This window comes from Rhizobium sp. O111, from assembly GCF_055616315.1.
On record NZ_JBSHXL010000001.1, the window covers coordinates 914,395 to 931,417 of the forward strand.

A 17,023-nucleotide genomic window follows, 5' to 3' on the forward strand; every position below is an offset into this window, starting at 1 on the left:
ATCAGTCTTCTTGTTCTGTCTGATAAAAACGCAGGAAATGTGAGAGCTCGATCTTCTGCCGTCCATGCAGCACGCGCAGGACGGAAAGCGTCTCATCATCAATGAAGAAATAGATACAGCGATTGCGATAAGGGAAAGCCCGCAACCCGGGAATGAACTCGCGCGGACTTCCGGCTATACCGAGCTTTGCTATCCATTCGATCTTGCCGTTGATGTCATCGAGAAAACGCCGCGCAGCAAGCGCATCGAAGGCTGCAATATGATCATACATGCCGAGAAGATCATCCAGCGCCTCGAACGACATTTTCAGCTGACGCGGCCGCATTCTTCCGTTCCTCCGCCATCATGAGAATGTGCTTTGTCAGATCTTCGGCGCTTTCGAATGTGATGGCGCGTCCGGCATCTATGTCATCGATCCCCTGTTGGATCAGATGGCGCAGTTCCTGTATCTCGCCTTCTTCGCTGCCAAGCAGTCTCAACCCGGCCGCAATAACGTCTTCGGCGTTTCGGTATCGTCCGTCTGCTACCTGCTCCTCAATGAAGGTGAGGTCTTGCTCGCTGAGATGGATCTCGGCCATTTCGATCTCCTTTTGTTCTCTTTTAGCACGAAGATTTCCGGCTTCCAAGAGGCGCAGGCAGGGATTCCAAGCCCTAGCCGTCGTCCTCGCTCAGATACCGCCGCTCGTGGCGCAACCCCATGCTCGTCAGCACCTCGTAGCCGATCGTGCCCGCCGCGCGCGCGACGTCGTCGACCGAGATGTTCTTCCCGAAGAGCTCGACATAATCGCCGGCGTTCACCGCGTTCTCGGGCAGATCGGTGATGTCGAAGATCGTCATATCCATGGTCACGCGTCCGGCAATCGGCACCTTGCGTCCGGCAATAAAGCCGTGGCCGCCCTGGGGCGCCACTTGGCGCAGGGGGACGCCACCACTGGATTGGCTGCGCAGATACCCGTCGGCGTAACCGGCCGAGACGATGGCGAGCCGGCTGTCGCGGGTAATTTCCAGTGCGCGGCCATAGCCGACGCCTTGGCCGGCCTTGGCATCACGCACCTGAATAACGCGCGCTTCCGCCGTCACGACCGGGCGCATCGGATTGGTCATGCCGTTCACCGCCGCGCCGCCATAAAGCGCGATCCCCGGGCGGGTCAGGTCGAAGTGATAATCGCTGCCGAGGAAGATGCCGGCGGAGGCCGAAAGGCTTGAATCGATACCTTCATAGGCGGCGCTAACCTTGCGGAATGATTCAAGCTGTTGCCGGTTCATCGCCGAGTTCGGGTCGTCGCCGCAGGCAAGGTGGCTCATGACCAGCACGGGCGCGAAACTCGCCGGACGCGACACATCGTCGGCGAGCGCGATCGCCTCGTTCATGTCGAGGCCCAGCCGGTTGAAGCCGGTGTCGACATGCAGCGCGCACGGATAGTCGCCATACTCGGCCAGCACCGCCATCCAGAAGGCAAGCTGCTCCTCCGACGATATGACCGGCACGAGATCGTTCTCGAAAAAGCGCCGTTCGGTCCCCGGCCAGATGCCTGCGAGCACGAAGATACGGGCGTCGGGAGCATAGAGCCTGAGTGTCACGCCTTCATCGACGGTCGCCACGAAGAAATCCCGCGCGCCCGCCAGATAAAGCGCCTCACCGGCGTCCTCCATCCCGGTACCGTAAGCATCTGCCTTGACCACGGCCGCTGTGCGCGCCTTGCCGGAACGCCGCGCCATGTCACGCCAGTTGTCGGTAAGCGCAGCCAGATCTACCGTCAGGCGCAAACCCGCGGAGGCAAAACGGTCTTCTTCTTCGTAGTCGTCTGGAAAATCGGTCATGTTTCACATCTGCAGTGGAGGCGGAGGGAGGTCTCCGCTCATTGTAAGGGTCGGATGATTACAGGGAAGAGACGGAGCTTTGCTCACGCAACGCTGCGAAGATCGAAATCGGCATGGATCACCTCATAGGGCACATGGATACGGCCTTCTTCGTTGACCTCGATCAGTCCCCATTCGATCAGCGCGGCCGCATCCTCGTGGACCCGCTTGACGTCGCGGGACAGCGCGGTTGCCAAGCCGCGATAGGTCGAAGGGCCAATCGCTTGCAGGCGTTCGATCAATGTCCAGCGTTTGGGCGTGAGCACCGAGAAGAGCTGTTCGGGTGATGAGAAGGTGAACAGATCCGGTTGCGCTTCGCCGCTGTTCCAGGCTTTGGCGAACCCATCGATCGCGTTGCCGATCGCAGCGTCATCGTCTCGTTGAATTCGGATCGTTGCGGTGGTCATCTGCGCCGGCTCCTTCTGATGTCGACGTCTCTGCGAAAATCTTCGAGAAGCTTTTCGATCGTCGAGAACGCATATGCCTCTTCATGGCCGTTGACGTGCTTGTGGTCGCCCTTGCCTCGCTCGTTGTCATACCCGACGACGCGTTGTCCGGGATAGCCATAGAAGAGGCTGTATTTGTAGCCATGAGTGCTACCCGGCACGGACCGCGTGACTTTCCAGATGACCAACTCCTGGATTGCGCCGTCCGACAACACGGATTTCGAGCGGTAAAGCAGTTGTGCCCTCATGTTGGCGATAATGCCAACGCGAGGGCGCGGTGTCAAATTGGGTCAGGCCCTTACTGCTCTTCGTAATGCGTGAAGCTCGGCTCGGCCAGGTCGGCGAAGCGGGTGAACTCGGACTGGAAGGCGAGCTTGACGGTGCCGGTCGGTCCGTGGCGCTGCTTGGCGATGATGACGTCGGCGGTGCCCTTCACCTTGTCGAACAGCGCTTCCCACTCCGGATATTTCGGATCGTGAATGTCGCGCGGCTCGAGGTTCTTGACGTAATATTCCTCGCGGAACACGAAGAGCACGACGTCGGCGTCCTGCTCGATCGAGCCCGATTCACGAAGGTCGGAGAGCTGCGGGCGCTTGTCCTCGCGGCTTTCGACCTGACGCGACAGCTGCGACAGCGCGATGATCGGCACGTTCAGTTCCTTGCCGAGCGCCTTGAGGCCTGTCGTGATCTGGGTGATTTCCTGCACGCGGTTGTCGCCCTTGCCGGCGCCCGTCATCAGCTGGATGTAGTCCACCACGAGGCAATCGAGGCCGCGCTGGCGCTTCAGGCGGCGCGCGCGGGCGGATAGCTGGGCGATCGAGATGCCACCGGTCTGGTCGATGTAGAGCGGCACCTTCTGCATCATCATCGAGCAGGCGACGAGCTTTTCGAAGTCGGCATCGTTGATGTCGCCGCGGCGGATCTTCGACGAGGAGACTTCCGTCTGCTCGGAGATGATACGGGTGGCCAGCTGTTCGGACGACATTTCGAGCGAGTAGAAGCCGACGACGCCTCCCTGTTTCGCCTTCATGCTGCCGTCGGACTGCACTTCGCCTTCGTAGGCGGCGGCGATGTTGTAGGCGATGTTGGTCGCGAGCGATGTCTTGCCCATACCCGGGCGTCCGGCAAGCACGATCAAGTCGGACCGCTGCAGACCACCCATCTTGCCGTCGAGCGACATGATGCCGGTCGAGATACCGGAAAGACCGCCATCGCGCTCCTTGGCGACGGCAGCCATGTCGATCGCCAGCGCCACCGCGTCGTTGAACGCCTGGAAGCCACCGTCGTAGCGGCCGTTTTCGGCAAGCTCAAACAGGCGGCGCTCGGTGTCTTCGATCTGCGCCTGCGGCGGCATGTCGAGCGGCGCGTCATAGGCGATGTTGACGACGTCCTCGCCGATGGTGATCAGCGCCCGGCGCAGCGCCAGATCGTAGATCGCGCGGCCATAGTCCTCGGCGTTGATGATGGTGACAGCTTCGCGCGCCAGACGCGCGAGGTACTCGGAGACCGTCATGTCGCCGACCTTCTCGTCGGCCTTCAGGAAGGTCTTGATCGTCACCGGATTGGCGATCTTGCCCATGCGGATGATATCGCCCGCAACCTCGAAGATCTTGCGGTGCAGCGGCTCGTAGAGATGCGGCGGCTTGAGGAAGTCCGACACCCGGTAATAGGCGTCGTTGTTCATCAGGATCGCGCCGAGAAGCGCCTGCTCGGCCTCGATGTTGTTGGGTGCTTCGCGGTAGTGCTGCTCCGGCTGGGCAACAGCGGCGATCTTTCGGGCGGCGTCGTTCATCTTGATCCGTTCTGTCTTATTCAGCTTCGGGTTTGCAGCCCACCAACGGCAAAATCAAGTGCTGAACATGGCGTGCGGCCAAAACGCTTTGGCTTTGGCACGTTGTTCGACTTCTCCACAGCGCATCTTGCCATTACGCGAAAATACCGGCGGTGTAGCCTTCCGGACACGGTACAAAGCGACTCATGCGAATCAACGCGTTCGTGGTATTTTAGGCGTTGATAGGGGAGTGTGCATCGAGACTCTCGTCATCACCGCTTGAAAAACGCGGGAAATGACTGTAGGCATAAAAGATATAATAAGCACACTAATTAAATGGACTGATAAATATGACAAATGCGCCTCTCGGACGAGAGTTGATTGAAGATTTGGCGGCTTTCAACCGGAAGCTTAGAGCGGTTTTCGACAAGATCGTCCGGGAACGGAACATGACGCTGCCACGGGCGCGTGTGTTTTTCACGCTGAACAAGAAGGACGGCATCAACCAGCGTGAGCTTGCCGATCGGCTGGAGCTGGAAACGCCGACCCTAGTCCGCATTCTGGACGCGATGGAAGGGCAGGGCTTTGTAGAGCGCCGTGTTGCAGGCTCCGACCGTCGCGCCAAGGAAATCTACATCACCGAGACAGGCAAGGTAGTCGCCGGCGAGATCGACGACATCGCCGTCAGCGTGCGTGCCCAGGTGATATCAGGTATTCCCGAACGCGATCTGAGAACTACCTTGGATACGATACGGGCCATGCAGGCGAATTTGCAGAGCATTCGCGGAGTGTGAGGAAATAGCAATGAGCCTCGTCCAGGCGTCCAGCGACAGTGTTGCGCCAAAGGCCGCGGACGAGGCGGCATCACCGGTGCCGCAGCCTGCGCCGCCGCCTGCGGTGCCGATGGCCGGCTGGAAGAAGCCTTTCTACATGGCCGCGTCGGTCCTGCTCTTCGTTACGCAGGGTCTCGGCATGAACCTTGTGAATGCCAATATCTATCAGCTCCAGGGATCGTTTTCGGCGACGGCCGCCGAGGTCTCCTGGCTGTCGGCGGCCTATATGGCGCCATATGCCAGCCTGTCGATCGCGCTCTTCAAGATCCGCACGCAGTATGGCCTGAGGCGTTTCGCCGAGTTCAGCATCGTCTGCTTCGTCTTTGCCGCGGTGCTGAACCTGCTGGTGACCGACCTACACTCCGCGATCGTCGTCAGGGCGCTGAGCGGCATCGCGGCGGCGCCGATCTCCACGCTCGGCTTTCTCTACATGCTCGAGCTCTTTCCTCCGGAGCGCAAGCTCACGACAGGCATCAGCCTGGCGCTGATGTGCACGCTGTTTGCCGCCCCGATCGCACGCATCATCTCGCCGCCCTTGCTTGATCTCGGCGGCTACCACGCGCTCTACACGCTGGAGATGGGCCTTGCGCTGCTGGTCTTCGCCATCATCTACACCATGCCATTGACCTCGCCGCCGCGCGCGGTCGTCATCCAGCGCCTGGATTTCCTGAGTTATCTCCTGCTTGCCGTCGGTTTCGGCTGCCTCGCGGTCGTCCTCACGCTGGGGCGTCTCTATTGGTGGTTTGAAGCGCCGTGGATCGGTGTTCTCCTTGCTGTCGCCGCCGGTTGTCTGGCGCTGGTGGTGGCGATTGAGCTGCCGCGCGAAAATCCGATGCTGGATATCCGCTGGGTGCTCTCTGGCCCCAATCTCAGGATGGCAGGCGTGCTTCTGATGTTCCGTTTCGTTTCGTCAGAACAATCATCGACGGCCGCGAACTTCTACCAGCAACTTGGCCTGCTCAACGATCAGACGACCAAGCTCTACGCCATCGTTCTGGTCGCCTCGGTGCTCGGCGGATTGTTCTGCACGCTCTTGATGACGACGCGCTACGTCAGCACCGCGCATTTGATATCGCTGGTGCTCATCGCGGCAGGCGCCTATCTCGACAGCCAGTCCACGAGCCTGACACGGCCGGAGCAGATGTATCTCAGCCAGGCCTTGGTCTCGGCGGGAGCGGCGATGTTCCTGCCGCCGGTGATGGCGAGCGGCTTCAAGGCGGCCATGGCCCGTGGCTATCCCTTCATCGTCAATTTCCTGGCGATCTTCCTCTTCACCCAGAGTATCGGCTCGCTCTTCGGCTCGGCCATGCTCGGCACCTTCGTTACAATCCGCGAGAAGTTCCACTCGAACGTGCTGGTCGAGCATATCCTGCTGCAGGATCCGCTGGTTGCCCAGCGCGTCTCGCAGCTTTCCGCGGGATACGGCAAAGTCATCACCGACCAGACATTGCTCAACGCCGAAGGGCTGGCATTGCTGTCGCAGCAGGTCACGCGCGAAGCCTATACGCTTGCCTATAACGACACCTTCCTCGCAATTTGCGTGGCGTCTCTTCTCGGTCTTTTGGTCATGCTTCTTCATCAGGCATGGCTGCGCCTCTCCGAGCGCCGGACCGCCGAGCCGAATGCTTCCGCAGCCGTTCAATCCTGATCACGAGTTCACCGCATGTCGAAATTCTTCCGGTCGCCTGCCAGCCTCATCGCCATTATCGCCGGTATCGCGGGCATCCTGCTCGTGCTTTACGCCTGGCGGCTGCCACCGTTCGTGACGTCGGTTGAGACGACCGACAACGCCTATATCAGGGGTTACGTGACGATCATGAGCCCGCAGGTGAATGGTTACATCGTCGATGTTCCGGTGAAGGACTACCAGCAGGTCAAGCAGGGAGACGTGCTGGCCAAGATCGACGACCGCATCTACGCGCAGAAGCTGGCCCAGGCCCGCTCGGCGCTTGAGGGGCAGAAGGCATCGCTTGAGAACTCCCGCCAGTCGGAGCTGTCGGCGAAAGCGACCATCGCCTCCAGCCAGGCGCAGATCGATAGCGCCAACGCCTCGCTGAAGCGTGCCCAGCTCGCCTGGGACCGTATCAGCAACCTCAACGACAGGGGCATCGCCTCGGCCAGCGAATCCGAGCAGGCGCAGGCGACGCTTGAGGAAGCGAAGGCCGCGTTGAACCAGGCGCAGTCGGCGCTGGAAGTGTCGAAGCAGAATCTGGCGACCATCATCGTCAATCGCTCGCTGCTGGAGGCCAACGTGGCAAGCGCGGAAGCGACCGTGCATCTGGCCGAGATCGATCTCCAGAACACGTCGATCCTGGCGCCGCGCGACGGCCACCTCGGCGAGATCGGCGTTCGCCTCGGCCAGTACGTGGCAGTAGGCACGCAGCTGATGGCGGTGGTGCCTGAGGAGGTCTGGGTCGTCGCCAATTTCAAGGAGACGCAGCTTGAGGGCATGCAGGTCGGTCAGCCCGTCTCGATCGTGGTCGATGCCCTGGGCCGTCAGCGGCTCACCGGTCGCATCGAGCGTTTTTCGCCCGCTGCCGGCTCCGAATTCGCGGTAATCAAGGCCGACAACGCCACCGGCAATTTCGTCAAGATCGCCCAGCGAGTCGGCGTTCGCATCAGCATTGATCCCGGCCAGCCTGCCGCGAAGGGCCTCGGGCCCGGCCTGTCTGTTGTCGTCAGCGTCGACAAGAGCGCCGAGCCCGAGCAGAAAACGGCGGCCAATTAGTCTTCAAAATAGCGGACAGCAAAAAGCCGGGCGCTGGGCCCGGCTTTCGCATTCCGGAGATTGCTCTCCTGAACCTTATTCGTCTTCGGCGTTGCCGTCGGCTTCCGGATCGAAGAAGTCTTCCGGACGCAGAGCGTCTTCGTCGACGCCGTAGATGGCGTCAACCGACGTCAGGGTTTCGCCCTTGGCCTGGCGCTCAGCTTCGTCAGCCGAACGAGCAACGTTGAGCTCGATCTTGATTTCGACTTCAGCATGCAGCTGCAGTTCGACCTGGTGCAGACCGATCGTCTTGATCGGGGTGTTCAGGTGAACCTGGTTGCGGCCGATGTTGAAGCCTTCGGCAGCCAGGATTTCAACGACGTCGCGAGCAGCGACCGAGCCGTACATCTGGCCGGTTTCGCCAGCCGAACGAACGACGATGAAGGACTTGCCTTCGAGAGCGTCGGCAACGGTCTGTGCTTCCGACTTGCGCTCGAGGTTGCGGGCTTCGAGCGTTGCGCGCTCGGATTCGAAGCGCTTCTTGTTGGCGTCGTTGGCGCGCAGAGCCTTGCCGAGCGGCAGCAGGTAGTTACGGGCAAAGCCGTCCTTGACCTTTACCACTTCGCCCATCTGGCCGAGCTTGGAGATGCGTTCGAGAAGAATGACGTCCATGTCAGTTTTCCTTTCGTGTTCCTAGAGTTTCGAATCTGTCTGTTTGGGGGCATCAGCATCCTTGTTCGGGGTCAGCGCGATCGCCTTGCGGGTATCGCTGAGCCCCAGAACGAGGATGAAAAAGGCTGGCAGCATCAACATGAGGGATGCCAGGTAGCAGAGAATAAGCGCCGGCAGGCGCCATTCCTTGCCGCGCGTGCGAAAATGCAGCGCGGCGAAACCGGAGAGAAGGAAGCCGGCACCGAACGTGCCGACGACGGTTGCTCCGACCATCGCCGGGATGCCGCCCAGAAAGGTTGCGGCAAGCCCGAGAAGGAAGATGAAGATCGTGTTGCGGTTCATCCGGAGCGAGGAGGGGATATCCTCGCGCGGACGAAGCCCGCCGCCGGATGCAGCAACGATGCGCGTCGCGATGTAATAGGCCGCAAACAGCATAACCACCCACATGCCGCCCTGGATCGCCGGCAGAAGCAGGAGAACGAGCGACTTGGTCTGCGCGATCACGGCCGCGTCGGGCGCGAAATCGGACTGCTGCTGCGCCACCGAGGTGAAGAGCACGTCGACCAGACGGTCGATCAGTTCGGGGCCATAGCCGATCATCACGCCGACGACGATGACGGCGAACGTCACGAGGCCACAGAGATGCAGCAGGATATCCGACAGCGGATACCACGCCATCAGGTGATCGGGGCCGCCGAGTTCGGAAGCGGGGCGCGCGAGATTGGCGAGGTGGCTGATCCAGCCTGCCGGCAGCAGCGTGACCAGCGTCATCATCAGCGCGAAGGACGGCGAGATGGCGATCGCGCCGAGGACGGCGGCGGTAATGACGGCCGAGATCGCCGCCATGTTGCCCCAGCCGAGGCCGACAAGAAGAATGGGAAGCGCGGAAGCCGCGTAGAGAACAGCACTGAAAGACGACGGCTGCCGGCCAGCGCCCAGCACCAGAAGTGCGGCGACGAACCCGGCGAGGGCTCCAACGCCCAGCATTTTTGCATTCAGTGGTTTCACGGTCGCTGTCCTGCTTCATCAAGCAGTTAGAGGGCGTTTCCTGAATCAGTTTCAGAAAGGCCTCAACATGGGTTTTAAGGGTTCCGATCCGCGCCCATCGCGAAAGGGAGAAGGGAAGGCATTGTTGCCTTCCCTCGATTTGGTCTCGTCAGCTGATTAAGCGACGACGTACGGCAGCAGGCCGAGGAAACGAGCGCGCTTGATCGCCTGAGCGAGTTCGCGCTGCTTCTTCTGCGAAACAGCCGTGATACGGGAAGGAACGATCTTGCCGCGCTCGGAAATGTAGCGCTGCAGGAGACGAACGTCCTTGTAGTCGATACGCGGAGCGTTTGCGCCGGAGAACGGGCAAGTCTTGCGACGACGGTGGAACGGACGACGTACCGGTGCGGAGGAAGATTCAGACATTCTCAGTTCTCCTTATGCACGGTCTTCGCGCGGAGCGCGATCGGGACGCGGGCCACGCTGGAAGTCGCCATCACGACGCGGCGGACGATCGCCGAATTCGCGACGCGGGCCACGGTCGGCGCCATCACGCGGGCCGCGGTCGTCGCGGTCGCGCTTCTGCATCATGGCAGACGGGCCTTCTTCGTGAGCTTCAACAGCGATGGTCATGTAGCGAAGGACGTCTTCGCTGATGCGCATCTGACGTTCCATTTCCTGCACGGCAGCAGCCGGGGCGTCGATGTCGACGAGAACGTAGTGAGCCTTGCGGTTCTTCTTGATGCGGTAGGTCAGGGACTTGAGGCCCCAGTTTTCTACGCGCCCGACCTTACCGCCGTTAGCTTCGAGTACGCCCTTGTACTGTTCTACGAGGGCTTCTACCTGCTGAGCGGAAATATCCTGTCGGGCAAGGAATACATGTTCATAAAGAGCCATGACAGCTTTGCCTTTCTTGCGTTTATTCAACCCGATATTCGGCGGCTAAGCCTCAACGACTGCTCCTGATTGGGTGAACCCAGGCAAGAAAAGCGTTCCGAGACGGTCGAGAGCGGAGACACGGGAGGCTGGAACGCTTCCGTTCCGAACGATTTCCCGTGGGAAACCGGCCCTCCGTTCAGCCACCAGCCAGAAGACCGGGTTTTGCGAACAGGGCGGCTTATACGGATTTTTCAGGAGAACGCAAGGGGCGGGAGCCGCAAGCTGTGCGCGGACGCGATTTTGGTGTGCCTGTGTTGTCGTTTCCATCAGCGGGTGTATAACGTATTGCGTGTATAAAATATACAATACAACCAAATGCAACCGCGATACGTTAAACGGAGGAAGTTATGGCGACTGTTCAGACTATTCTTGATCGTGCGGTAGAGTGGAAGACGTGGGTGTCAGACGCCGAGATGCTGGCATTCTTGAGTGATCTGCAATCCAATATTCTGAAGGGACACGGCCGGGATTATACGGCGAATATTTTCCTGAGCTTTGAAGAGATGAAGAAAGAGCAGATTTGGGAACTACTGCAGACGTTATCCTATCTAACCACATCCGCACTTGATCAATTGCGATCCGCTGCCGCCTACGGCGCCACGAAAGTCAGCGGCGGACGGGTACTGTGCGTCTTTCTGACTGCTAGCGGCTATAAGAAGCTCGACATTCCGCCGGGCGATATGCCGACAGATGCAGCTTTTCTCGCCGGAATGCGGACGCGGGGAACGCTCCCCAGCCTCCAGTTCAAGGACATCCCGAGGGACTTTCCGGGTATCAACGATCCTGCGAAGTCTGACTGGGAGAAGGGTGGCCCTTGGGACCCTGATCAGAGTGATCCTGATGCCATGATCCTGATTGCCGATGACGATGCTGGCCTCGTCTCCGCCGGTCTTGCTTCGCTGAAGGAGGCGTTTGAAAAGGCCAATGTCGCCATTCTCGGCGTGGATCGGGGCGAGGCGCAACGGCGCCGACAGTTGGGCGGAAGCCCTAAGGGGGAAGGCCTCGAGCATTTTGGATACGTCGATGGCGTCAGCCAGCCGCTCTTCCTCGCCGAAGACTTCCGGGTAAACAAGGCGTGGTTGGAGGAGTTCGTACCATCGCAGTTTATCGTGCCGGATCCAGCCAAGTGCACACCCTTCTCGTGCGGTAGCTATTTCGTCTACCGCAAGCTCGAGCAGAACGTGCAGCTGTTCAAGAAACAGGAAGACGAACTGGCGACGGCTCTGAAACTTGCCGGCGACGACAGAGAGCGAGCGGGTGCGCTCGTCGTGGGACGGTTCGAAGACGGCACGCCGGTTGTGCTCCATGGTGAAGAGCAGGCGGGTGTGCCGACGAACGACTTCAATTACGACGGCTATGGGGACGATGATCCAATGACCGCGAAATGTCCCTTCAAGGCGCACATCCGAAAGACCAATCCGCGAACCGCAGGGGACGCGGGGGAGCGTTCACGCATCATGGCCCGCCGTGGCATCACCTATGGAAAGCGCAATCGCGACAGTATCGACGAGGATTTTTCCGAGCACGATCAGCCGACCGGCAAGGTAGGCCTGCTGTTCATGGCCTATATGTCGAATATTTCCGAGCAGTTCGAATTCACGCAAAGCGCATGGGCTAACAACGTGGATTTCAAAAATCAGAACACCGCTGTCGACCCTGTCATCGGCCAGCAGCCGAACGGTCCCGGAGACATAGATTGGACGGATGCCAGGACAGCGTCGACGGCGCAGTTTGATTTCAAGACCGCGATCAAGCTGATGGGTGGCGCATATTTCTTCGCCCCGTCGATCAGTTTTCTGCAGCGTGGCCAACCGACCGCTGCTGGTGCCGCGATAGCGTGAAGCGGCCGGGCGCCTTGTCGCCAAGGTGCCCGGTTCTTCCAATCAAATCGGCATCGGATATTCGCGATGCACCTTGTCGATCTCGGCGAGAATATCGCTCGAGAGCTTGATGCCGGCCGCGTCGATATCGGTTGTCAGCTGCGCCATGGTCGTCGCGCCGATGATGGCTGATGTCATGAAGCGGCGGGTCAGGCAGAATGCGATGGCCATGGCCGATGGGTCGAGCCCGTGGCGCTTGGCGATCTCCACGTAAGCCTTGGTCGGTGCTTCCTGCAGCGGCTGCAGGCGTCCGCCGATGTCGCCGTTGATCGAGCCGCGCGATCCCTCGGGCTTGCCGCCGCCGATATACTTGCCGCTCAGGATGCCGCCGGCGAGCGGCGAGTAGGCGAGCAGGCCCACATCTTCATGGTGCGACATTTCCGCCATGTCGAGATCGTAGTGGCGATAGAGCAGGTTGTACTCGTTCTGGATGCTGACGACGCGCGGCAGGCCGAGCTGCTCGGCGATCGTGAGATACTTCTGCGTGCCCCAGGTCGTCTCGTTGGAGAGGCCGATCGCGCGGATCTTGCCTTCCTTCACCAGTTCGCCCATCGTCTCGAGAATATCGGTGATGTTGGCGACAGCCTTGGCGCGGTCCTGCTTGAAGGGGTCGTAGTGCCAGTTCTGACGGAAGTGGAAGTGACCGCGAACCGGCCAATGAATCTGGTAGAGATCGATATAGTCGGTCTTCAGCCGCTTCAGGCTGGCTTCGATTGCCAGGCGGATATTCTTGGCATCAGCGCCTTCGCCGCCGCGAATATAGGCGCGCCCGGGGCCGGCGACCTTGGTGGCGAGCACGACATCCTTGCGCTTTCCGGTCTTTTCGAGCCAGGTGCCGATGTAGTCCTCGGTAAGGCCCTGCGTTTCCGGGGAAAGCGGCGTGGTCGGATAGAGTTCGGCGGTGTCGAAGAAGTTGACGCCCTTTTCGAACGCATAGTCCATCTGGCCGTGCGCTTCGGCTTCGGAGTTCTGCGAACCCCAGGTCATCGTGCCCAAGCAGATTTCGGACACCGAGATATCGGTGCGACCAAGTTTCTTGTGTTTCATTCGGGAGCCTTAATCGTGATCTTAAAAGAATGAGGTCTTTGAAGGACGGCGCGAATTTAGGCCGGAATTGAGCAAGCGCAAGAGCAAATGTGCGGCTTTGTTGCAGTCGCGAAAGCCTTGGAACGCAGGCCTCCGGCACTTGACTCTCGGGGAAAGAATGTCAATTGGAGGCGAAATGACCGCGGGTCCATATAAAAAGGACATAGGATGACCATCGCTTTCACGTTCCCTGGCCAGGGCAGTCAGGCCGTCGGCATGGGCAAGGATCTTGCCGAGAATTTCGCCGAGGCGCGCGCCGTTTTTGCAGAGGTCGATGACGCTCTCGGCGAGAAGCTGTCCGAGACCATGTTCAACGGTCCGGAAGAGAAGCTGACGCTGACCGCCAATGCGCAGCCGGCGCTGATGGCCGTGTCGATGGCCGTCATCCGCGTGCTCGAAGCCAAGGGCGTCGATCTCAAGGCCAAGGTCTCCTACGTCGCCGGCCACTCGCTCGGCGAATACTCCGCTCTCTGTGCCGCAGGCATGTTCTCGATCGCTGACACTGCGCGCCTCCTGCGCATTCGCGGCAATGCGATGCAGGCAGCCGTTCCTGTCGGCGTCGGCGCCATGGCCGCCATCATCGGCCTCGAACATGCCGACGTGATTGCCGTCTGCGAGGAAGCTTCGGTTCTCGGCGCCTGCCAGATCGCCAACGATAACGGTGGCGGACAGATCGTGATTTCGGGTGAGAAGGCGCCGGTCGAAAAGGCTGCAGCCATCGCCACCGAAAAGGGCGCCAAGCGCGCCATCCTGCTGCCGGTCTCCGCACCGTTCCATTCCGCGCTGATGGCGCCGGCCGCTGATGCAATGCGCGAAGCGCTGGCAGGTGTCGCGAAGTCGAACCCGGTCGTGCCCGTCATCGCCAACGTGCGCGCCGCGCCCGTCACCGACGCTGACGAAATCGCCAAGCTGCTGGTCGAACAGGTCACCGGCCAGGTTCGCTGGCGCGAAACGGTCGAGTGGTTCGCGGCAAACGGCGTGACGACGCTTTATGAACTCGGCGCCGGCAAGGTCCTGACCGGCCTCGCGCGCCGTATCGACAAGAACGTGACCGGCATCTCGGTCAATACACCGGCTGATATCGACGCGGCGGTCGCCGCTCTTCTGGCCTGATTGATTTAACGATTACAAGGAATTCTTCCATGCTCGATCTCTCCGGCCGCAAGGCTCTGGTAACCGGTGCCTCTGGCGGCATCGGCGAAGAAATCGCCCGCATCCTGCACAAGCAGGGCGCCATCGTCGGCCTGCACGGCACCCGCGTTGAAAAGCTCGAGGCGTTGGCCAATGAACTCGGCGACCGCGTCAAGATCTTCCCGGCGAACCTTGCCGATCGCGACGAAGTCAAGGCGCTCGGCGTCAAGGCCGAAGCCGAACTCGATGGCGTCGACATTCTCGTCAACAATGCCGGCATCACCAAGGACGGCCTCTTCGTGCGCATGTCGGACGAGGACTGGGACAGCGTCATCGAAGTCAACCTGACCTCGATGTTCCGCCTGACCCGCGAGCTGACACATCCGATGATGCGCCGCCGCTATGGCCGCATCATCAACATCACCTCGATCGTCGGCGTCACCGGCAATCCGGGCCAGGCCAACTACTGCGCCTCCAAGGCGGGCATGATCGGCTTCACCAAGTCGCTGGCGCAGGAGATCGCGACCCGCAACGTGACGGTCAACTGCGTGGCTCCGGGCTTCATCGAAAGCGCGATGACGGGCAAGCTGAACGACAAGCAGAAGGACGCGATCATGGGCGCGATCCCGATGAAGCGCATGGGCACGGGCGCCGAAGTGGCCTCCGCCGTTGCTTACCTGGCTTCGTCGGAAGCGGCCTACATGACGGGCCAGACTTTGCATGTAAATGGCGGCATGGCCATGATCTGAAACGGAAAACTGGCTTTCGGGCCGTTTTTCCCCGCAATAGCCTGTTCACCAACGCTATGGGGTTGATTTTCTGGCTTTGCGGCAGACATAAACCGTGTTAATCGGGCCATGACTGTGAACAGTCTCCCGAGAAAGAAGACGGACCGGCAGGCTTTCCAAGCAAGCCTGGGACATCTCTGGTAGCCGGGTACAACGAGTTTGCCGAAGGTGGCTTTAGGGCGCCGCAGGCTGAAACAGGGTAGGGTGCCATAAAGGCTCTCTGATCAGGATTATAAGGTCGAGGAAACCGACATGAGCGATATCGCAGAACGCGTAAAGAAAATTGTTATTGATCATCTTGGCGTCGACGCCGACAAGGTTGTCGAAGGCGCAAGCTTCATCGACGATCTGGGCGCTGACTCGCTCGACACCGTCGAACTGGTCATGGCGTTCGAAGAAGAATTCGGCGTTGAAATTCCTGACGACGCTGCGGACTCGATCCTGACGGTCGGCGACGCCGTTAAGTTTATCGAAAAGGCCCAGGCTTAATCCTGAGCACTTTAGAAAGGGCGGACCCGGAGTCCGCCCTTTTTATTTCTGGCATGGTCTCCATAGAACACAAAAGGCGGGGGAATGCAGTCGATGAGACGGGTGGTTATTACGGGCACTGGCATGGTGTCTCCCTTGGGATGCGGCACGGAAGTGACCTGGGCTCGCCTGCTGGCGGGTGAAAACGGCGCACGCCTCGTGACCGAGTTCGAAGTCGATGACCTTCCGGCCAAGATCGCATGCCGTATCCCTGTCGGCGATGGCACCGGCGGCACTTTCAATCAGGATGATTGGATGGAGCCCAAGGAACAGCGCAAGGTCGATCCTTTCATCGTCTATGGCATGGCCGCGGCCGACATGGCGCTCAACGATGCCAACTGGCACCCCGAGAGCGACGAAGACCAGATTGCCACCGGCGTCCTCATCGGCTCCGGCATTGGCGGCATCGAAGGCATCGTCGAGGCAGGCTACACGCTGCGCGACAAGGGCCCGCGCCGTATCTCTCCTTTCTTCATTCCCGGCCGTCTGATCAACCTCGTATCCGGCCAGGTCTCGATCCGTCACAAGCTGCGCGGCCCGAACCACTCCGTCGTCACCGCCTGCTCGACCGGCGCGCACGCCATTGGCGATGCTGCCCGTCTGATCGCTTTCGGCGATGCTGATGTCATGGTCGCCGGCGGCACCGAATCGCCGGTCAGCCGCATCTCGCTCGCCGGTTTCGCGGCCTGCAAGGCGCTGTCGACACAGCACAACGACGACCCCACCAAGGCCTCGCGCCCATACGACAAGGACCGCGACGGCTTTGTCATGGGCGAGGGCGCCGGCATCGTCGTTCTCGAAGAGCTCGAACATGCCCTGGCGCGCGGCGCACGGATCTACGCCGAAGTCGTCGGCTACGGCCTGTCGGGCGACGCCTACCACATCACCGCGCCTTCGGAAGATGGCGAAGGCGCCGGCCGCTGCATGGCAATGGCGCTGAAGCGCGCTGGTCTGACTCCTGGCGATATCGACTACATCAACGCCCACGGCACATCGACCATGGCCGACACGATCGAGCTCGGCGCCGTCGAGCGCCTGGTCGGCGATGCCGCGTCGAAGATCTCCATGTCCTCGACCAAGTCCGCCACCGGTCACCTCCTGGGTGCCGCCGGCGCGATCGAGGCGATCTTCGCGACGCTTTCGATCCGCGACAACGTCGTGCCGCCGACGCTCAATCTCGACAACCCCGAGCGCGAGACGAAGATCGATCTCGTCCCGCACAAGGCGCGTCAACGGGAAGTGAACGTGGCGCTGTCGAATTCGTTCGGATTCGGCGGTACAAACGCATCGCTGGTGCTGCGCCGCTACGTCGCCTGAGACTGACCCACGACGTCCGCAACGGGCAGGGCAGTCCAATCCGATGGCTGCCCACCCGCATTTCGCCGCATTGCTTCG

19 protein-coding genes are annotated in these 17,023 nt (G+C 60.6%); 8 read left to right on the forward strand and 11 right to left on the reverse strand.

Annotation, left to right across the window (positions count from 1 at the left end):
• Position 1: 1 nt before the first annotated feature.
• From ACVTFQ_RS04595 to ACVTFQ_RS04620, 6 genes are all read right to left on the reverse strand, one after another.
• Positions 2–325, reverse strand: coding sequence for a type II toxin-antitoxin system RelE/ParE family toxin (locus tag ACVTFQ_RS04595; RefSeq protein ID WP_296436066.1), 324 nt, complete (start codon positions 323–325; stop codon positions 2–4).
• Positions 282–578, reverse strand: coding sequence for a type II toxin-antitoxin system ParD family antitoxin (locus tag ACVTFQ_RS04600; protein WP_111561104.1), 297 nt, complete (start codon positions 576–578; stop codon positions 282–284). Before ACVTFQ_RS04600 ends, ACVTFQ_RS04595 begins: the two co-directional genes overlap by 44 nt.
• A 73-nt stretch (positions 579–651) precedes the next feature.
• Complete coding sequence (gene alr, locus ACVTFQ_RS04605; RefSeq protein ID WP_111561105.1) at positions 652–1,821, reverse strand: alanine racemase; 1,170 nt, start codon at positions 1,819–1,821, stop codon at positions 652–654.
• A gap of 83 nt (positions 1,822–1,904) precedes the next feature.
• Positions 1,905–2,267 carry an HVO_A0114 family putative DNA-binding protein gene (locus tag ACVTFQ_RS04610; protein WP_111561106.1) on the reverse strand — a complete coding sequence of 121 codons (363 nt, stop codon included), beginning with the start codon at positions 2,265–2,267 and terminating at the stop codon, positions 1,905–1,907.
• Complete coding sequence (locus ACVTFQ_RS04615; protein ID WP_181459184.1) at positions 2,264–2,554, reverse strand: toxin-antitoxin system TumE family protein; 291 nt, start codon at positions 2,552–2,554, stop codon at positions 2,264–2,266. The genes ACVTFQ_RS04610 and ACVTFQ_RS04615 overlap by 4 nt, the downstream gene beginning before the upstream one ends.
• Positions 2,555–2,604: 50 nt before the next feature.
• Entirely contained in the window at positions 2,605–4,098 is a 1,494-nt protein-coding gene (locus tag ACVTFQ_RS04620; RefSeq protein ID WP_018898765.1) for a replicative DNA helicase, read from the reverse strand.
• Positions 4,099–4,427: 329 nt separating this feature from the next.
• Between ACVTFQ_RS04620 and ACVTFQ_RS04625 the strand changes: the two genes are divergently transcribed.
• The 3 genes from ACVTFQ_RS04625 to ACVTFQ_RS04635 are packed head-to-tail and all read left to right on the forward strand — an operon-like array spanning position 4,428 to position 7,638.
• Positions 4,428–4,871, forward strand: a complete 444-nt coding sequence (locus tag ACVTFQ_RS04625) for a MarR family winged helix-turn-helix transcriptional regulator (protein ID WP_111561107.1) — start codon at positions 4,428–4,430, stop codon at positions 4,869–4,871.
• Between the two features lie 10 nt (positions 4,872–4,881).
• Positions 4,882–6,558, forward strand: coding sequence for an MFS transporter (locus ACVTFQ_RS04630; RefSeq protein WP_111561108.1), 1,677 nt, complete (start codon positions 4,882–4,884; stop codon positions 6,556–6,558).
• Between the two features lie 15 nt (positions 6,559–6,573).
• Positions 6,574–7,638 (forward strand): HlyD family secretion protein, encoded by a 1,065-nt coding sequence (locus ACVTFQ_RS04635; protein ID WP_047513355.1) that lies wholly within the window; start codon positions 6,574–6,576, stop codon positions 7,636–7,638.
• Positions 7,639–7,713: 75 nt separating this feature from the next.
• On the opposite strand, the gene rplI is transcribed toward ACVTFQ_RS04635, so the two are convergent.
• The 4 genes from rplI to rpsF all read right to left on the reverse strand — a co-directional run bounded on the left by rplI (position 7,714) and on the right by rpsF (position 10,173).
• Positions 7,714–8,289 carry a 50S ribosomal protein L9 gene (gene rplI / locus ACVTFQ_RS04640; protein ID WP_018898761.1) on the reverse strand — a complete coding sequence of 192 codons (576 nt, stop codon included), beginning with the start codon at positions 8,287–8,289 and terminating at the stop codon, positions 7,714–7,716.
• Positions 8,290–8,310: 21 nt separating this feature from the next.
• Positions 8,311–9,297 (reverse strand): YybS family protein, encoded by a 987-nt coding sequence (locus tag ACVTFQ_RS04645; RefSeq protein ID WP_111561109.1) that lies wholly within the window; start codon positions 9,295–9,297, stop codon positions 8,311–8,313.
• Between the two features lie 156 nt (positions 9,298–9,453).
• Positions 9,454–9,702, reverse strand: a complete 249-nt coding sequence (gene rpsR / locus ACVTFQ_RS04650; protein WP_007531286.1) for a 30S ribosomal protein S18 — start codon at positions 9,700–9,702, stop codon at positions 9,454–9,456.
• 12 nt (positions 9,703–9,714) lie between these two features.
• Complete coding sequence (gene rpsF / locus ACVTFQ_RS04655) at positions 9,715–10,173, reverse strand: 30S ribosomal protein S6 (RefSeq protein ID WP_018898759.1); 459 nt, start codon at positions 10,171–10,173, stop codon at positions 9,715–9,717.
• Between the two features lie 389 nt (positions 10,174–10,562).
• Here rpsF and ACVTFQ_RS04660 point away from each other — a divergent pair, with 389 nt between their 5' ends.
• Complete coding sequence (locus ACVTFQ_RS04660) at positions 10,563–12,056, forward strand: Dyp-type peroxidase (protein WP_112437294.1); 1,494 nt, start codon at positions 10,563–10,565, stop codon at positions 12,054–12,056.
• Positions 12,057–12,098: 42 nt separating this feature from the next.
• Here the strand turns inward: ACVTFQ_RS04660 and ACVTFQ_RS04665 are convergent, their stop codons facing one another.
• On the reverse strand, positions 12,099–13,142 hold the full coding sequence (locus ACVTFQ_RS04665; RefSeq protein WP_111561111.1) for an aldo/keto reductase: 1,044 nt from the start codon (positions 13,140–13,142) through the stop codon (positions 12,099–12,101).
• A 207-nt stretch (positions 13,143–13,349) separates the two neighbouring features.
• Here ACVTFQ_RS04665 and fabD point away from each other — a divergent pair, with 207 nt between their 5' ends.
• The 4 genes from fabD (at position 13,350) to fabF (ending at position 16,945) form a co-directional block, all read left to right on the forward strand.
• Positions 13,350–14,294, forward strand: coding sequence for an ACP S-malonyltransferase (gene fabD, locus ACVTFQ_RS04670; protein WP_111561112.1), 945 nt, complete (start codon positions 13,350–13,352; stop codon positions 14,292–14,294).
• A gap of 29 nt (positions 14,295–14,323) precedes the next feature.
• Complete coding sequence (gene fabG / locus ACVTFQ_RS04675; RefSeq protein WP_018898755.1) at positions 14,324–15,061, forward strand: 3-oxoacyl-[acyl-carrier-protein] reductase; 738 nt, start codon at positions 14,324–14,326, stop codon at positions 15,059–15,061.
• A 291-nt stretch (positions 15,062–15,352) separates the two neighbouring features.
• The gene (locus ACVTFQ_RS04680; protein ID WP_003502080.1) at positions 15,353–15,589 is read left to right on the forward strand and encodes an acyl carrier protein; all 237 of its coding nucleotides are present in this window, start codon (positions 15,353–15,355) and stop codon (positions 15,587–15,589) included.
• 93 nt (positions 15,590–15,682) lie between these two features.
• Positions 15,683–16,945 (forward strand): beta-ketoacyl-ACP synthase II, encoded by a 1,263-nt coding sequence (fabF, locus tag ACVTFQ_RS04685; RefSeq protein WP_111561113.1) that lies wholly within the window; start codon positions 15,683–15,685, stop codon positions 16,943–16,945.
• Positions 16,946–17,023: the final 78 nt, after the last annotated feature.

Excerpts from the sequence above, each read along its gene's own strand:
- rplI (WP_018898761.1), bottom strand. The coding sequence starts at position 8,289 with ATGGACGTCATTCTTCTCGAACGCATCTCCAAGCTCGGCCAGATGGGC.
- ACVTFQ_RS04625 (WP_111561107.1), top strand. The coding sequence starts at position 4,428 with ATGACAAATGCGCCTCTCGGACGAGAGTTGATTGAAGATTTGGCGGCT.
- ACVTFQ_RS04660 (WP_112437294.1), top strand. The coding sequence starts at position 10,563 with ATGGCGACTGTTCAGACTATTCTTGATCGTGCGGTAGAGTGGAAGACG.
- rpsF (WP_018898759.1), bottom strand. The coding sequence starts at position 10,173 with ATGGCTCTTTATGAACATGTATTCCTTGCCCGACAGGATATTTCCGCT.
- ACVTFQ_RS04615 (WP_181459184.1), bottom strand. The coding sequence starts at position 2,554 with ATGAGGGCACAACTGCTTTACCGCTCGAAATCCGTGTTGTCGGACGGC.
- ACVTFQ_RS04620 (WP_018898765.1), bottom strand. The coding sequence starts at position 4,098 with ATGAACGACGCCGCCCGAAAGATCGCCGCTGTTGCCCAGCCGGAGCAG.
- ACVTFQ_RS04595 (WP_296436066.1), bottom strand. The coding sequence starts at position 325 with ATGCGGCCGCGTCAGCTGAAAATGTCGTTCGAGGCGCTGGATGATCTT.
- ACVTFQ_RS04630 (WP_111561108.1), top strand. The coding sequence starts at position 4,882 with ATGAGCCTCGTCCAGGCGTCCAGCGACAGTGTTGCGCCAAAGGCCGCG.
- ACVTFQ_RS04635 (WP_047513355.1), top strand. The coding sequence starts at position 6,574 with ATGTCGAAATTCTTCCGGTCGCCTGCCAGCCTCATCGCCATTATCGCC.
- rpsR (WP_007531286.1), bottom strand. The coding sequence starts at position 9,702 with ATGTCTGAATCTTCCTCCGCACCGGTACGTCGTCCGTTCCACCGTCGT.
- alr (WP_111561105.1), bottom strand. The coding sequence starts at position 1,821 with ATGACCGATTTTCCAGACGACTACGAAGAAGAAGACCGTTTTGCCTCC.
- fabD (WP_111561112.1), top strand. The coding sequence starts at position 13,350 with ATGACCATCGCTTTCACGTTCCCTGGCCAGGGCAGTCAGGCCGTCGGC.
- fabG (WP_018898755.1), top strand. The coding sequence starts at position 14,324 with ATGCTCGATCTCTCCGGCCGCAAGGCTCTGGTAACCGGTGCCTCTGGC.
- ACVTFQ_RS04600 (WP_111561104.1), bottom strand. The coding sequence starts at position 578 with ATGGCCGAGATCCATCTCAGCGAGCAAGACCTCACCTTCATTGAGGAG.
- fabF (WP_111561113.1), top strand. The coding sequence starts at position 15,683 with ATGAGACGGGTGGTTATTACGGGCACTGGCATGGTGTCTCCCTTGGGA.
- ACVTFQ_RS04665 (WP_111561111.1), bottom strand. The coding sequence starts at position 13,142 with ATGAAACACAAGAAACTTGGTCGCACCGATATCTCGGTGTCCGAAATC.
- ACVTFQ_RS04680 (WP_003502080.1), top strand. The coding sequence starts at position 15,353 with ATGAGCGATATCGCAGAACGCGTAAAGAAAATTGTTATTGATCATCTT.
- ACVTFQ_RS04610 (WP_111561106.1), bottom strand. The coding sequence starts at position 2,267 with ATGACCACCGCAACGATCCGAATTCAACGAGACGATGACGCTGCGATC.